The 14,584-nt window shown below is 46.0% G+C and carries 14 protein-coding genes; all 14 read left to right on the top strand.

Annotated elements, in window-relative coordinates; genetic code table 11:
• Positions 1 to 106: 106 nt before the first annotated feature.
• The 14 genes from yfmF to tdh all read left to right on the top strand — a co-directional run bounded on the left by yfmF (position 107) and on the right by tdh (position 14,584).
• On the top strand, positions 107 to 1,387 hold the full coding sequence (gene yfmF / locus OVA33_RS16305) for an EF-P 5-aminopentanol modification-associated protein YfmF (RefSeq protein ID WP_063636645.1): 1,281 nt from the start codon (positions 107 to 109) through the stop codon (positions 1,385 to 1,387).
• Complete coding sequence (gene yfmH / locus OVA33_RS16300; RefSeq protein WP_025649450.1) at positions 1,384 to 2,670, top strand: EF-P 5-aminopentanol modification-associated protein YfmH; 1,287 nt, start codon at positions 1,384 to 1,386, stop codon at positions 2,668 to 2,670. Before yfmF ends, yfmH begins: the two co-directional genes overlap by 4 nt.
• Before the next feature lie 59 nt (positions 2,671 to 2,729).
• Positions 2,730 to 3,458 carry an elongation factor P 5-aminopentanone reductase gene (gene ymfI, locus OVA33_RS16295; protein WP_014417800.1) on the top strand — a complete coding sequence of 243 codons (729 nt, stop codon included), beginning with the start codon at positions 2,730 to 2,732 and terminating at the stop codon, positions 3,456 to 3,458.
• 75 nt (positions 3,459 to 3,533) lie between these two features.
• On the top strand, positions 3,534 to 3,791 hold the full coding sequence (locus OVA33_RS16290) for a DUF3243 domain-containing protein (RefSeq protein ID WP_003154150.1): 258 nt from the start codon (positions 3,534 to 3,536) through the stop codon (positions 3,789 to 3,791).
• 127 nt (positions 3,792 to 3,918) lie between these two features.
• Complete coding sequence (locus tag OVA33_RS16285) at positions 3,919 to 4,710, top strand: DUF3388 domain-containing protein (protein ID WP_003154149.1); 792 nt, start codon at positions 3,919 to 3,921, stop codon at positions 4,708 to 4,710.
• A gap of 18 nt (positions 4,711 to 4,728) precedes the next feature.
• Positions 4,729 to 5,628 carry a helix-turn-helix domain-containing protein gene (locus OVA33_RS16280; RefSeq protein ID WP_017417797.1) on the top strand — a complete coding sequence of 300 codons (900 nt, stop codon included), beginning with the start codon at positions 4,729 to 4,731 and terminating at the stop codon, positions 5,626 to 5,628.
• A 73-nt stretch (positions 5,629 to 5,701) separates the two neighbouring features.
• Positions 5,702 to 6,283 carry a CDP-diacylglycerol--glycerol-3-phosphate 3-phosphatidyltransferase gene (gene pgsA / locus OVA33_RS16275; protein WP_007409821.1) on the top strand — a complete coding sequence of 194 codons (582 nt, stop codon included), beginning with the start codon at positions 5,702 to 5,704 and terminating at the stop codon, positions 6,281 to 6,283.
• A 17-nt stretch (positions 6,284 to 6,300) separates the two neighbouring features.
• Positions 6,301 to 7,551 carry a competence/damage-inducible protein A gene (locus OVA33_RS16270; protein WP_017417798.1) on the top strand — a complete coding sequence of 417 codons (1,251 nt, stop codon included), beginning with the start codon at positions 6,301 to 6,303 and terminating at the stop codon, positions 7,549 to 7,551.
• 170 nt (positions 7,552 to 7,721) lie between these two features.
• The gene (gene recA, locus OVA33_RS16265; protein ID WP_003154145.1) at positions 7,722 to 8,765 is read left to right on the top strand and encodes a recombinase RecA; all 1,044 of its coding nucleotides are present in this window, start codon (positions 7,722 to 7,724) and stop codon (positions 8,763 to 8,765) included.
• A gap of 166 nt (positions 8,766 to 8,931) precedes the next feature.
• Positions 8,932 to 10,113, top strand: a complete 1,182-nt coding sequence (locus OVA33_RS16260) for a serine hydrolase domain-containing protein (protein ID WP_128974074.1) — start codon at positions 8,932 to 8,934, stop codon at positions 10,111 to 10,113.
• A 292-nt stretch (positions 10,114 to 10,405) separates the two neighbouring features.
• Positions 10,406 to 11,965: a ribonuclease Y gene (rny, locus tag OVA33_RS16255; protein WP_003154140.1), complete on the top strand. Its 1,560-nt coding sequence runs from the start codon at positions 10,406 to 10,408 to the stop codon at positions 11,963 to 11,965.
• Between the two features lie 60 nt (positions 11,966 to 12,025).
• A complete protein-coding gene (locus OVA33_RS16250; RefSeq protein WP_003154137.1) occupies positions 12,026 to 12,820 on the top strand; it encodes a TIGR00282 family metallophosphoesterase in 795 nt (264 codons plus the stop codon).
• Positions 12,821 to 13,019: 199 nt separating this feature from the next.
• On the top strand, positions 13,020 to 13,280 hold the full coding sequence (spoVS, locus tag OVA33_RS16245; RefSeq protein WP_003154135.1) for a stage V sporulation protein SpoVS: 261 nt from the start codon (positions 13,020 to 13,022) through the stop codon (positions 13,278 to 13,280).
• A 257-nt stretch (positions 13,281 to 13,537) separates the two neighbouring features.
• Positions 13,538 to 14,584, top strand: a complete 1,047-nt coding sequence (tdh, locus tag OVA33_RS16240; RefSeq protein ID WP_106067965.1) for an L-threonine 3-dehydrogenase — start codon at positions 13,538 to 13,540, stop codon at positions 14,582 to 14,584.

Raw genomic sequence — 14,584 nt, 5'->3', positions numbered from 1 at the left:
TTATAAATCCTCCAGTTGATATAATTACATCTGCGTACTCTTTTTTGCGAATGCTGAAATTTGGTCATAATACATACTATGAAAGAATGAACGAAGGAGGTTTCACATGACTTACGTAAATGAAATGAAGTCAAAGCACGGCGGGATCACCGCCCACATCGTAAAGACCGAGAAATTTAAAACCGTTTCGCTGACGTTTAAAATGCTGGCTCCTTTAACGAAAGAGCTCGTAACAAAAAGGGCGCTGTTTACGCATGTGCTTCTGCGCGGAACAGAAAGCCGCCCGAAAACCGCTGATCTGCGGTCTTATTTTGATGAGCTGTACGGCACATCCGTTTCAGCTGATCTGACAAAAAAGGGAGAACGTCATGTCATTACGTTCAGACTTGAGATTCCTAATGAAAAGTATCTGAAGGACCGCACACCGTTATTGGAAAAAGGTCTTCAGCTTTTATCAGAGCTTGTCTTTTCGCCCGCTTTGGAAAACGGCGCCTTCCTGCCCCTTTATGTCACGCAGGAAAAACGGACGCTGAAACAGCGGATTCAAGCCGTATATGATGATAAGATGAGATATTCTAATCTGCGTCTCGTTCAGGAAATGTGCAAAAGCGAACCGTATGCGCTTCACGTCAACGGCGAGTTCGATGATGTTGAACACATTACACCGCAAGATTTGTATGAAGCCTATCAAAAAGCCATACGCGAAGACCAGCTGGACCTGTACGTCATCGGCGATGTTGATACAGATCAAGTGAAAACGGCCGTTGATACGTATTTTAAAACGGAAGAACGGGAGCTGCAGCCTTTTGAAAGAAGCGCGGCGAATGAACAGCCCGATCCGAAGGAAGTCATTGATGAAGAGGACGTCAAGCAGGGCAAGCTGAATATCGGATTCCGGACCAATACGACATATACAGATCCGGATTATCCTGCATTGCAGGTGTTTAACGGGCTGTTCGGAGGTTTCTCTCATTCAAAGCTGTTTATAAATGTCCGTGAAAAAGCGAGCCTCGCCTATTATGCAGCCTCAAGGGTGGAAAGCTTCAAAGGGCTTTTGATGGTCATGTCGGGCATTGAGGTGAAAAATTACAAGCAGGCCGTCACCATCATTGAAGAACAGTTTCAGGCTATGCAAAACGGTGACTTTTCAGAAGATGATATCGCCCAAACGAAAGCCGTTATTAAAAATCAAGTATTAGAAACCATTGATACGGCATACGGTTTAGCGGAATTTCTGTATCAGCAGGCCTCAGCCCAAGTAGAGATACCGATCGAAAGATTCCTTGACAATATCGAGAAAGTGACAAAAGAGGACATTATCAATGTCGGAAAGAACATTAAGCTGGATACGACTTATTTCTTAAAAGGGACGGGGGGAGCATCTTGACTAAACCGATAAACTTCGAACAGCTTCAAGAAACGCTGTATCATGAAAAAATGGCAAACGGCCTTGATGTCTATGTGCTGCCGAAACAGGGCTTTAATAAAACATACGCCGTGTTTACGACAAAGTACGGTTCCATTGACAATCAATTCGTTCCTTTAAATAAGGAAGAAATGGTACACGTCCCTGACGGAATCGCGCATTTTCTGGAGCATAAACTGTTTGAAAAAGCGGACGGCGACGTGTTTCAGGACTTCAGTAAGCAGGGGGCGTCGGCAAATGCCTTTACATCATTTACACGAACCGCTTATCTGTTCTCCAGCACTTCTAATGTGGAGAAAAACCTGGAAACACTCGTGGATTTTGTTCAGGACCCGTATTTCACGGAAAAATCAGTTGAAAAAGAAAAAGGCATCATCGGCCAGGAAATTAATATGTATGATGATAATCCGGATTGGCGGCTGTTTTTCGGCCTTATCGAAAATATGTATAAAGACCACCCCGTGAAAATTGACATTGCCGGAACGGTGGAGAGCATCTCTCATATTACGAAAGATCTGCTGTATGAGTGCTACGAAACGTTTTATCACCCGAGCAATATGCTGCTCTTTATCGTCGGTCCCGCAGATCCTGAAGCGGTCATCAGCCAGGTGCGGAAAAACCAGGAGAAAAAGCCGTTTACAGACCAGCCCGAAATCAAACGTGAAGAAGTTCAGGAGCAGGAAGCGGTTTTCCGCCGGGAGCAGGAGTTGAAAATGAACGTGCAAGGCTCAAAATGTCTTGTCGGCTTAAAGGCGAAAGACCCTTATAAAACGGGGCGGGAGCTGTTGAAGCACGAGCTCAGCATGAACCTCATGCTTGAATGTCTCTTCGGAAAAAGCTCACCGCATTACGGTGACTTGTACGACAAAGGCTACATTGATGAAACCTTCAGCTTTGATTACACGGCTGAATACGGATTCGGTTTTGCCTCTGTCGGAGGAGATACACCGGAGCCGGATAAGCTCGCTGACGAATTAAAACACATGCTGCTTGATGCGGAATCAGCCGTGACTGCGGAAAAACTTGATCTTGCGAGAAAAAAGAAGATCGGGTCATTCTTAAAAGCGCTCAATTCGCCTGAATATATCGCCAACCAATTTACACGCTACGCCTTTTTAGATATGAGTCTGTTTGATGTCGTAACCGTACTGGAGCAGATTACGCTGGAAGACGTAAAGCGGGTCATTAAAGAAGAAATATCAGAAGACAGGCTGACAGTCTGCAAAGTCGTGCCAAAATCATAACAAAAACATCCCTCACGCCCTGAGGGATGTTTTTCTGGGGAAAGAAGGAGTATTGATTGATGAAACAGACAGCGCTCGTAACCGGAGCAAGCGGCGGAATCGGACAAAGTATAAGTGAAGTCCTCGCAAAAAACGGATATGACGTCCTTTTGCATTATCATTCTAATAAGGAAGCCGCACACAGGCTTGCGGAAAGGCTGAGCGCATCATTCGGCGTAAAAGCCTCCGTTATTCAGGCGGATCTGTCCTCACCGGATGGCGCGGAGACACTCAGCCGTTCCGTTAAGCAGCCTGTGGACGCCCTGATACTAAACAGCGGCAAAAGTCATTTCGGCCTGATTACGGACGTTACGGATGACATGGCGCGGGAGATGGTGCAGCTGCATGTGACGAGTCCGTTTCTTTTGGCGCGTAATCTGGTGCCCGGCATGATCCGGGAAAAAAGCGGGGGCATCGTCGCGATCGGTTCCGTCTGGGGAGAAACAGGCGCATCGTGCGAGGTATTATACAGCATGGTCAAGGGAGCGCAGCATTCGTTCGTCAAAGCGCTTGCCAAAGAGCTTGCTCCGAGCGGCGTCCGCGTGAATGCAGTCTCGCCGGGTGCCGTTGATACAAATATGCTTGATCAGTTCACGTCTGATGAAAAAGAAGCGTTGGCAGAGGAAATTCCCGCGGGCCGGCTGGCAAAGCCGGAGGAAATCGCCGAAGCGGCGGCCTTTTTATTATCGGACAAGGCTTCCTATATTACGGGGCATATATTATCCGTAAACGGCGGCTGGCACTGCTGAAAAAAATGTGTGTATAGTTTGCATCTGCACGGACAAAATAATTTTGTAACAACAGATGAAATGGAGGAACCCAACATGTCAGTATTAGAAAACTGGGATAATTGGAAGAATTTCCTTGGCGACAGATTGAACTATGCGCAGGAAAAAGGGATGAGTGATGAAACGATCACTGACCTCGCTACAGAAATCGGCGGTTACCTTGCGAACGAAGTCGACTCGAAAAACCATCAGGAAAAAGTGCTTGCTGATCTTTGGAGCGTTGCTTCTGAAGATGAACAGCGCGCCATCGCAAATATGATGGTGAAGCTTGTTGAAAATAACAGCACTCATTAAGAGGGGGGATTTCTCCTCTCTTTTTTTATGTTTTCCTCTATAGAGCAACATTCTTCTTTCTAATTAGAGAAAAATGTTTTATGATAAAGGAAGGTAAAAATTTGCCACAATGGAGGGGGTATATCATTTGGCAAAGCTCGAATGGTATTTTGAATATGAAATTCAAGTGAACCGCCCCGGCCTGCTCGGGGATATTTCATCTCTTCTCGGGATGCTGTCAATTAATATTGTCACAATTAACGGTGTCGACCTTTCCAGAAGGGGAATGCTGCTCAGATGCCGGCATATAGATCAAATTAAACGATTGGAATCAATTTTAAAAACAATGGAGACCATTAAAGTAACGAAGCTGAGAGAACCGAGGCTTCGCGACCGTCTCGCAGTCCGCCACGGAAGATACATTCAGCGTGATGCCGATGACAAAAAAACCTTCCGTTTTGAAAGGGACGAGCTCGGTCTTCTGGTTGACTTTATGGCCGAGCTGTTTAAAAAAGAAGGGCACAAACTGATCGGAATCCGGGGAATGCCGAGGGTCGGAAAAACGGAGTCCATCGTTGCGTCAAGCGTTTGTGCCAGCAAAAGATGGCTTTTCGTATCATCAACGCTGCTAAAACAAACGATCCGGAGCCAGCTGGTTGCCGATGAATACAGCACGGAAAACGTGTTTATCCTCGACGGCATCGTTTCGACAAGACGGGGATCTGAGCGCCATCTTCAGCTCGTCAGTGAAATTATGCGGCTTCCGGCGACAAAGGTCGTGGAGCACCCCGATATTTTTGTTCAAAATTCGGAGTATACGCTCGATGATTTCGATTATATTATCGAACTCAGAAATGATCCTGACGAAGTCATTACATATGAACATGCAGAAGAACCGCAAATGTTTGATCAGACCGGTTTTTCAAGCTTTGATTTTTAATATTGGAAGGTGTTTGTTGTGACAGAATTAGCAATCCGGCTTAAAGAAGCCAGAGAGGAAAAAGGGATGTCATTGGATGAACTCCAGGCGGCGACGAAAATTCAGAAAAGATACTTAACCGCTCTGGAAGAAGGCAATTATGACGTCATTCCCGGCAATTTTTATGTGCGGGCGTTTATCAAGCAATACGCTGAAGCTGTCGGGCTTGATTCCGATCAGTTATTTGAAGAATATAAAAAAGACATCCCTAACACGTACCATGACGATGTTTCGGAAAAAATTTCCGGTCTCGCCATGCAAAGGGAGCTTCCTAAGTCCGCTTCAAAGGCGGCGGAATGGCTTCCGACCGTCCTTGTCGTCATCGGTGTCATTATCGTCATCGCGATCATTTATGCGATTATTCAGCTCGGAATGAGCAAATCCGGACAGACAGACGGAGATAAAGCCGTCACCCAAAGTGAGAGCAAGTATGAGATTCCTAAGGATTCTGCGCTGAAAAACGACGGCAATACAAATGACGAAGCGCAATCTGACAGCAAGAAAGATAAAAAGGACACAAAAGCATCAGAGCAGAAAAAGAAAGAAAAAAGCAGTGAAACGACGGAGATCAAAGCGGCCGGAACGGAAGGCTCAGCTTCTTCATACAACGTCTCCGGGGCAGATAAGTATAAGCTTGAACTGATTGCTTCTGACAGCGCATGGATCCGCGTCCGTGATGACAGCGGCGGTTCTTTAAAAGAAGGAACGCTGCAAAAAGGCGAAACCTTTAAAAAAGACGTCACGGATCAAAAGCAGATTGAAATCCGCACGGGCTATGCCCCTAACCTGAAAATTAAAATCAACGGAGAGGTTCTGTCCTATGAACTCAATCCGCATGATGTGATGGCGCAGACCATCACAATCAAGATGAAAAAATAAAAGGGGAAAAGTCATCTGAACGATTAAGATGACTTTTTCTTCACGTCCGAGTACATATTATTGGAGGGGCTTTATGTTTAACTTACCGAATAAAATCACACTGGCAAGAATCGCTTTAATTCCTGTATTTATGATTATCATGCTTGTTCCTTTTCAGTGGGGCAGCGTTCATATAGGGGATGAATCGATTCCGGTAGCGCATCTTACGGGAGCTGTTTTATTCATTATCGCATCAACGACTGACTGGGTGGATGGCTACTACGCCAGAAAACTGAACCTCGTGACAAACTTCGGGAAATTTTTAGATCCGCTGGCTGACAAACTGCTGGTATCCGCGGCATTAATTACGCTTGTGCAGTTTGACCTTGCGCCGGCGTGGATGGTCATCATCATCATCAGCCGCGAATTTGCCGTAACGGGATTAAGACTTGTGCTGGCGGGAACGGGGGAAGTTGTAGCCGCCAATATGCTGGGGAAAATTAAAACATGGGCTCAGATCATCGCTGTTGCCGCGCTTTTGCTGCATAATCTTCCGTTTGAGCTCGTTTCTTTCCCGTTCGGCGATATCGCTTTATGGGTAGCTGTGCTCTTCACAGTCATTTCCGGCTGGGATTATTTTGCGAAGAACTGGGATGCGTTAAAAACATCTAACTAAGAAAGAAGGACTTAAAGATGGAAATAGCAAAAAAAGCAGAGATCATTGCAGTCGGCTCGGAGCTTCTGCTCGGCCAGATCGCCAATACGAACGCGCAGTTTATCAGTAAAGAGCTGGCGGAAATCGGTGTAAACGTGTTTTATCATACCGCTGTCGGTGACAATCCGGAGCGGCTTAAGCATGTCATCCGCATTGCCGAAGAGCGCTCAGACCTGATTATTTTTTCAGGCGGCCTCGGGCCGACCAAGGACGATTTAACGAAAGAAACCATTGCAAACACACTGGGGCGCCCGCTCGTTCTGAATGACGAAGCATTCCGGTCGATCGAAGAATATTTCGTGAAAACAAAACGGACCATGTCGCCGAATAACCGCAAACAGGCGCTCGTCATTGAGGGCTCAGACGTTTTGGCGAATCATTTCGGCATGGCGCCGGGAATGCTTGCAGAGCACGGCTCAAGGCTTTATATGCTGCTTCCCGGGCCGCCGAGCGAGCTGCGTCCGATGTTTGAAAATGAAGCGAAGCCGCTGCTTCTTAAAAAGCTCGGTTCTAATGAGAAAATCGTTTCAACCGTGCTGCGGTTTTTCGGAATCGGTGAATCCCAGCTTGAAGCTGATTTAGAAGATATCATTGACGCGCAGACGAACCCGACGATTGCGCCGCTCGCTGCTGACGGTGAGGTCACGCTGCGTTTAACGGCGAAACATGCCGACGAAAAAGAAACAGAACGGCTTTTAAAAGAAACGGAAGCCGCCATTTTAGAACGTGTCGGTGAATTTTTCTACGGATATGATGATACGTCTCTGGTGAAGGAGCTTTCAAAAGCATGCAGACAAAACAAAATCACGATTTCTTCTGCCGAAAGCTTTACAGGCGGCCTGTTTTCAGAGTGGGTGACTGATTTAAGAGGTGCGTCTCAACTATTTGCAGGGGGCGTTGTCTGTTATTCCGACAGCGTGAAACAGCATGTGCTCGGCGTGAAAGCTGAGACGCTCGCAGAAAGCGGAGCGGTCAGCAAAGAGTGTGCGAAAGAGCTTGCAGCCGGTGTGAGAAAGCTGACCGGAAGCGATATCGGCATCAGCTTTACCGGGGTTGCGGGTCCCGACCCGCAGGAAGGGCATGCTCCGGGCCGCGTCTTTATCGGCATTTCAGCGGAAGGAAAAGAAGAGGTGCACGAATTTAACTTTGCCGGCTCAAGAACCGGAATCAGAAAGCGCGCCGCTAAATACGGCTGCCATCTCATTTTAAAAATGCTGGATCAAAAATAAAGTTTTAAAGAGGCATTTTCTCTGATTTTTAAGTTTCACAAGGGAAATTATGCTCTTTTGCAGAAAAGCGAACGCGGAAAAAATCCGAATATGCGTTCGCTTTTTTCTTGGCAAATGCCAGTAAACAAGGTATAGTATATGTAGTGGCAAGATAAAGGAGGAAAAAATAAATGAGTGATCGTCAGGCAGCCTTAGATATGGCTCTTAAGCAAATAGAAAAACAATTCGGCAAAGGTTCCATCATGAAGCTCGGAGAAAAAACAGATACAAGAATTTCAACGGTGCCAAGCGGTTCCCTTGCACTTGATACCGCTCTCGGAATAGGCGGATACCCGCGCGGACGGATTATTGAAGTATACGGACCTGAAAGCTCAGGTAAAACGACTGTAGCGCTTCACGCAATCGCTGAGGTTCAGGAAAAAGGCGGACAGGCAGCATTTATTGATGCTGAGCATGCTCTTGATCCTGTTTACGCGCAAAAGCTCGGTGTCAATATCGAAGAGCTTCTGCTTTCTCAGCCGGATACGGGAGAGCAGGCGCTAGAGATTGCTGAAGCGCTGGTGCGAAGCGGAGCTGTTGATATCGTAGTCGTTGACTCTGTTGCGGCGCTTGTTCCAAAAGCTGAAATTGAAGGTGACATGGGTGATTCACACGTCGGTTTACAGGCGCGTCTCATGTCTCAGGCGCTCCGTAAGCTTTCCGGCGCCATCAATAAATCTAAAACAATCGCAATCTTTATTAACCAGATTCGTGAAAAAGTCGGCGTTATGTTCGGAAATCCGGAGACGACACCGGGGGGCCGCGCGCTGAAATTCTATTCTTCCGTGCGCCTTGAAGTGCGCCGTGCCGAGCAATTAAAGCAGGGCAACGACGTCATGGGGAATAAAACGAGAATTAAAGTCGTAAAAAACAAAGTCGCTCCTCCGTTCCGTACGGCTGAAGTGGACATTATGTACGGTGAAGGAATCTCCAAAGAAGGGGAAATCATCGACCTTGGAACTGAACTGGATATCGTCCAAAAAAGCGGTTCATGGTATTCTTATGAAGAAGAACGCCTCGGCCAGGGCCGTGAAAACGCCAAGCAGTTCTTAAAAGAAAATAAAGACATCATGCTGATGATTCAGGAGCAAATCCGTGAATATTACGGTTTGGACAATAACGGTGTAACGGACAAAGCGGAAGAAGTTCAGGAAGAGATGGAATTAGAAGAATAAAAACACGATCAAAAGAGCGGAATAAGCAATTTCCGCTCTTTTTTTGTGTGTTTCAAAAAACACTGGCTGTTTCGGAAAATTTTATCTGGAATGTTACAACTTTTTTCACCCTTCACTCGTCTAACATCATGGCGAAAGTTGAAATTATATCTGAGGAGGAAAAAAGATGACGAGCCCCCGCCGCACAAGAATAAATAAAAAAAGAAAGAAGAAGCTGATGAAAACGGGAGGGCTGTTTCTTTTTCTGCTGCTTGTCACTGTTTTTATTATGATCTGGACCGTCACAGCGCATCACCGGGAGAAGGAATCCGTTAAAAGCGCTCCCGCCGCTCAATCTGATACTTCAAAAGACCAGACTCAACAGAAAAAAGAAAAGACGCAAAAAGAGAAAACACCTAAATCAATCGATCACAATAAACAGATCAGCAATTACTTGCAACAGATCGGGTTCAGCGGCACAGCAATGATCGTAAAAGATGGAAAAGTTGTGCTGAAAAAAGGCTTTGGCTATGCGGACCGAAAACAAAAAATTAAAAACAATCCGGAGACATCATATTATATCGGTTCTTCACAAAAAGCGTTAATCGCGACGGCTGTCCTGCAGCTTGAAGAAAAAGGGCTGCTGCAGACGAGTGACCCCGTCAGTACATACTTGCCGAATTTTCCTAACGGCACGCGCATTACATTGAAAAACCTGCTCAATCATACGTCCGGCATAAACGGGCATATTGAGGGTCAGGGACCGATTTCTCCAATTGATTTAATCAAGGATATAGAAAACCGCGGAATTAAACGGCAGCCCGGGGTTTGGGATTACAGGGATTCCAACTATTCAGTGCTTGCTTATATCGTATCTCAGGTCAGCGGGGAGTCTTATGAACAATATATAAAAGAACACGTGTTCAAACTGGCCGGAATGAAGCATGCCGGATTTTACAAAACATTTGCCAAAGCCAAATATCCTGCCGTCGGCTACAAAGTCGATGAGAGCGGCAGTCTTATAACGCCGCACCTTTTGGACTTATCGCAGCTGTACGGGGCGGGCGACATGTATATGAGCGCTGAAGATCTCTATAAATTTGATAAAGCGATCGTAAACAACACGCTCCTTTCAAAAGCAAGCTTCACAAAAATGTTTACAGCAGGAAGCAGTGCCGCTTACGGCATGGGGTTTTACATTGATCCGGGAAGCTATTCCAATCACGGTGTTATGCCCGGTTACAACATTTTGAACAGCTTCAGCCATTCGGCAAGCAAATATGTCATATTACTGTCAAACATTCAGAATAACGCCAAATTGGGACAGGTAAACAATAGAATTTACCAATTGCTTAACCAGGCGGACTGACAGAGCCGTCATTCACGAAAAGCGGATCTAGGTATGGTATGATATATACATGGCGAAGATTCCGAGCTGAAGGCGAATCGTTAAGCTGGCAAGCTTGACAAGTATTTCCGACACAATTACAATGAAGTTGTAACATTTGTTTTTTTAACATGATTGTTAAACCATTTAAACTTGACAAGGGCATGAGAGACTCATTCCCTGTGAAGGTTCTGTATGTTGAGAAAATCAAACAATGTACATGCCGGCACTTATTTAAGCAAAAACCAAGTTCATAGCAAGAGGAGGTGAAAGTATGACCCCAATGACGGTTCTCATCTCCATTTTGCTGACTCTGCTCGGTTTAGTTGTTGGCTACTATGTTCGTAAAACCATTGCCGAAGCAAAGATTGCGGGCGCACGCGGTGCTGCCGAGCAAATCCTTGAAGATGCAAAGCGTGATGCTGAAGCACTGAAAAAAGAAGCTCTGCTTGAAGCAAAGGACGAAATCCATACACTTCGAATAGATGCTGAACAGGAAGTTCGTGAAAGACGAAATGAGCTTCAAAAACAAGAAAACCGTTTACTTCAAAAAGAAGAAAATCTTGACCGTAAACATGAAGGAATTGATAAACGGGAAGCGATGTTGGAGAAGAAAGATCATTCTCTGAATGAACGACAACAACATATTGAAGAGATGGAAAGCAAAGTGGATGAGATGATTCGTATGCAGCAGTCAGAACTCGAACGCATTTCGAGCCTGACACGGGATGAAGCGAAACAAATCATTCTTGACCGGGTTGAAAATGAGCTTTCACATGACATCGCCATCATGACAAAAGAAACCGAAAACCGTGCGAAAGAAGAGGCAGATAAAAAGGCGAAAAACATTCTGTCGCTTGCTTTGCAGCGCTGTGCAGCAGATCATGTTGCCGAAACGACGGTATCGGTCGTCAATCTTCCGAATGATGAGATGAAAGGACGTATCATCGGCCGTGAAGGGCGTAACATTCGTACGCTTGAAACGCTTACAGGTATTGACCTGATTATTGATGACACACCTGAAGCAGTCATTCTTTCCGGATTTGATCCGATCAGACGGGAGACGGCAAGAATCGCTCTTGATAAACTCGTTCAGGATGGCCGTATTCACCCGGCGCGCATTGAAGAAATGGTTGAAAAATCCCGCCGTGAGGTTGATGACTATATCCGGGAAATGGGTGAGCAGACGACGTTTGAAGTTGGCGTTCACGGACTCCACCCGGATCTGATCAAGATCCTCGGCCGGTTGAAATTCCGTACAAGCTACGGGCAGAACGTACTGAAACATTCTATGGAAGTTGCGTTTTTAGCCGGTTTAATGGCTTCCGAGCTTGGAGAAGATGCAAAGCTTGCCAAGCGGGCCGGTCTTCTGCATGACATCGGAAAAGCAATTGACCATGAAGTGGAAGGAAGCCACGTGGAAATCGGAGTGGAGCTTGCGACCAAATATAAAGAGCATCCAGTCGTCATTAACAGTATTGCGTCACACCACGGAGACGAAGAGCCGACTTCCATTATCGCCGTTCTGGTCGCTGCCGCTGATGCACTGTCAGCCGCAAGACCGGGCGCGAGAAGTGAAACGCTCGAAAACTATATCCGCAGACTTGAAAAGCTTGAAGAAATCTCCGAGTCTTACGAAGGTGTTGAAAAATCATTTGCGATTCAGGCCGGCCGTGAAGTTCGCATCATGGTGAAGCCGGACTCCATTAATGATTTAGAAGCCCATCGTTTGGCACGTGATATCCGTAAACGAATTGAGGACGAGCTTGATTATCCGGGCCACATTAAAGTGACCGTAATCAGAGAAACTCGAGCCGTAGAGTATGCAAAATAAAGTGATGCTTAGCGCATCACTTTATTTTTTTGAGTCCCTGAAAAGGAAGGAATGGAATGTATGAGAATTTTATTTATCGGAGATGTTGTCGGTTCCCCGGGCCGCGACATGGTAAAAGAATATGTCCCGAAACTGAAAGCGAAACATAAACCGCATTTTACAATTATTAACGGAGAAAATGCAGCACACGGAAAAGGACTGACAGAAAAGATCTACCACAGCCTGATGGAAGCGGGAGCCGATGCCATTACAATGGGAAACCATACGTGGGATAAAAGAGAGATCTTCGACTTTATTGATGATGTGCCGCATCTTGTCCGCCCGGCGAACTTCCCGGAAGGTACACCGGGCAAAGGCATTACCTATATTAAATCGAACGGAAAAGAGCTTGCCGTCATTAATTTACAGGGGCGGACGTTTCTTCCGCCGCTTGATGATCCGTTTGCTAAAGCGGATGAATTAATAGAAGAAGCGAAAAAGCGCACGCCGTACATTTTTATTGATTTTCACGCCGAAGCGACAAGCGAAAAAATTGCGATCGGCTGGTACACAGACGGAAGAGCCTCTGCCGTGGTAGGCACCCATACACACGTGCAAACGGCAGATAACCGCATTTTACCGAAAGGAACGGCATATATTACTGATGTAGGCATGACGGGTCCGTACGACGGAATTCTCGGTATGGACAGAGAAACGGTCATCAAGCGGTTTAAAACCAATCTTCCCGTCCGGTTTACGGTGGCGGAAGGTAAAACTACGCTGAGCGGAGTGCTCATTGACATCGACGATCAAACGAAAAAGGCCGTAAATATCGAACGGATATTAATCAATGATGACCATATGTTCTTTGAATAGGTGATCATGTGTTTATTTTATAAAAATATTAAAAGGAAAAGCAGGAATATAGCAACTTCTTAGTGAATATAGTAGAAATGGAAGGTAGCCCGCTATTTTTGAAAAGCATTGTGGGGATGGCTTTTTGGATAGCAACATCTAATAATGATTGTTCTAATGAACACTCACTTATCCATTGTAAAACTAAGGGGGAGCAGAAATGGAAATCTTAAAAGTTTCAGCAAAATCAAGTCCAAATTCAGTAGCAGGCGCGCTTGCCGGTGTATTGAGGGAACGCGGAGCCGCCGAAATTCAAGCAATTGGGGCGGGTGCCTTAAACCAGGCTGTTAAAGCGGTTGCGATTGCCAGAGGCTTTGTCGCGCCAAGCGGCGTAGATTTGATTTGTATTCCGGCTTTTACAGATATACAGATTGACGGAGAAGAAAGAACGGCGATTAAGTTAATCGTCGAACCCCGTTAAAAACAAAAACATGATATTCTCAACCTGCTTGCGTAAGGCGAGCGGGTTGTTTTTATTGTTGTCATATTTTCTCACAATATTATATTGATAGTACGAAGAGATGATAAATGGCTTTATTCATATAATATTCAAAAAAAATCCCGCCCATTTTTCCGGACGGAAGCAGTTGTTTTCTTGGAGTGGACACTGGTATTTACCTCCTTTTTATATCATGTTACAATCCAGTTATTACAGTGTTTTTTCGAGGAGGAGTGTACGTGTTGGGAGGAAAGATGAAAGCTATCGTCAAAAATGAAAACGCTTTCGGAGCAACTCTGAAAGAAATTCCCATACCTTCCATTAATGAGAATGAAGTTCTCATTAAAGTACAGGCCGCATCTATATGCGGTACAGATGTGCATATTTATAATTGGGATCAATGGGCGCAGAAACGAATCAAAACACCTCAAGTATTCGGACATGAATTCAGCGGTATCGTAGCGGAAACGGGCAAGCACGTCACAAATGTCAAAATAGGTGACTACGTTTCGGCTGAAACCCACTTCGTCTGCGGTACTTGTGTCCCTTGTTTAACAGGAAAACATCATGTGTGCACCCATACAAAGATCCTCGGCGTAGATACAGCCGGTTCCTTCGCTGAATATGTCAAAGTGCCGGCTCGAAATGTTTGGAAAAATCCCGCTGATATGGACCCCGCCGTCGCTTCTGTTCAAGAGCCGCTTGGCAACGCGGTGCATACGGTGCTGGAAAACAGCCAGCTTGCGGGCGGTTCCGCTGCAATTATCGGTTGCGGACCGATCGGACTGATGGCGGTGGCGGTGGCTAAAGCGGCCGGTGCGTCCCGTATTGCGGCCATTGATAAAAATGATTACAGGCTGGCTCTTGCGAAGAAATTGGGAGCCACGATCACCATTCCAGCTGACGAGGAAGATCCGCTTGAGGTGATCGACACCTTAACAGGCGGAGAAGGAATCGACCTTGTCTGTGAAATGTCCGGCCACCCGACAGCCATAACACAAGGATTAAAGATGGCGGCCAACGGGGGAAGGTTCCACATGCTGAGTCTGCCGGAACGTCCGGTGACGGTTGACCTGACAAATGACGTGGTGTTTAAAGGACTTACCGTCCAAGGCATCACAGGCAGAAAAATGTTTGAAACATGGCGGCAGGTATCGCACCTGCTTGAATCCGGCCTTGTTGATCTGACGCCGGTGATCACGCATCAGTTTCCGCTTGAAGACTTTGAAAAAGGGTTTGACCTGATGAGAAAGGGCCAGTGCGGCAAAGTCATTTTGATTCCATAA

It is taken from the genome of Bacillus sp. KICET-1, assembly GCF_027721405.1.
Taxonomy (GTDB): domain Bacteria; phylum Bacillota; class Bacilli; order Bacillales; family Bacillaceae; genus Bacillus; species Bacillus velezensis.
The sequence above is the reverse complement of the archived record's forward strand: the minus strand, read 5'-3'. Positions and strand labels throughout refer to the sequence as shown.

Coding starts and splice junctions, on each gene's coding strand:
- recA (WP_003154145.1), top strand. CDS start 7,722: ATGAGTGATCGTCAGGCAGCCTTAGATATGGCTCTTAAGCAAATAGAA.
- OVA33_RS16250 (WP_003154137.1), top strand. CDS start 12,026: ATGAGAATTTTATTTATCGGAGATGTTGTCGGTTCCCCGGGCCGCGAC.
- OVA33_RS16270 (WP_017417798.1), top strand. CDS start 6,301: ATGGAAATAGCAAAAAAAGCAGAGATCATTGCAGTCGGCTCGGAGCTT.
- OVA33_RS16260 (WP_128974074.1), top strand. CDS start 8,932: ATGACGAGCCCCCGCCGCACAAGAATAAATAAAAAAAGAAAGAAGAAG.
- yfmF (WP_063636645.1), top strand. CDS start 107: ATGACTTACGTAAATGAAATGAAGTCAAAGCACGGCGGGATCACCGCC.
- ymfI (WP_014417800.1), top strand. CDS start 2,730: ATGAAACAGACAGCGCTCGTAACCGGAGCAAGCGGCGGAATCGGACAA.
- pgsA (WP_007409821.1), top strand. CDS start 5,702: ATGTTTAACTTACCGAATAAAATCACACTGGCAAGAATCGCTTTAATT.
- rny (WP_003154140.1), top strand. CDS start 10,406: ATGACCCCAATGACGGTTCTCATCTCCATTTTGCTGACTCTGCTCGGT.
- spoVS (WP_003154135.1), top strand. CDS start 13,020: ATGGAAATCTTAAAAGTTTCAGCAAAATCAAGTCCAAATTCAGTAGCA.
- OVA33_RS16290 (WP_003154150.1), top strand. CDS start 3,534: ATGTCAGTATTAGAAAACTGGGATAATTGGAAGAATTTCCTTGGCGAC.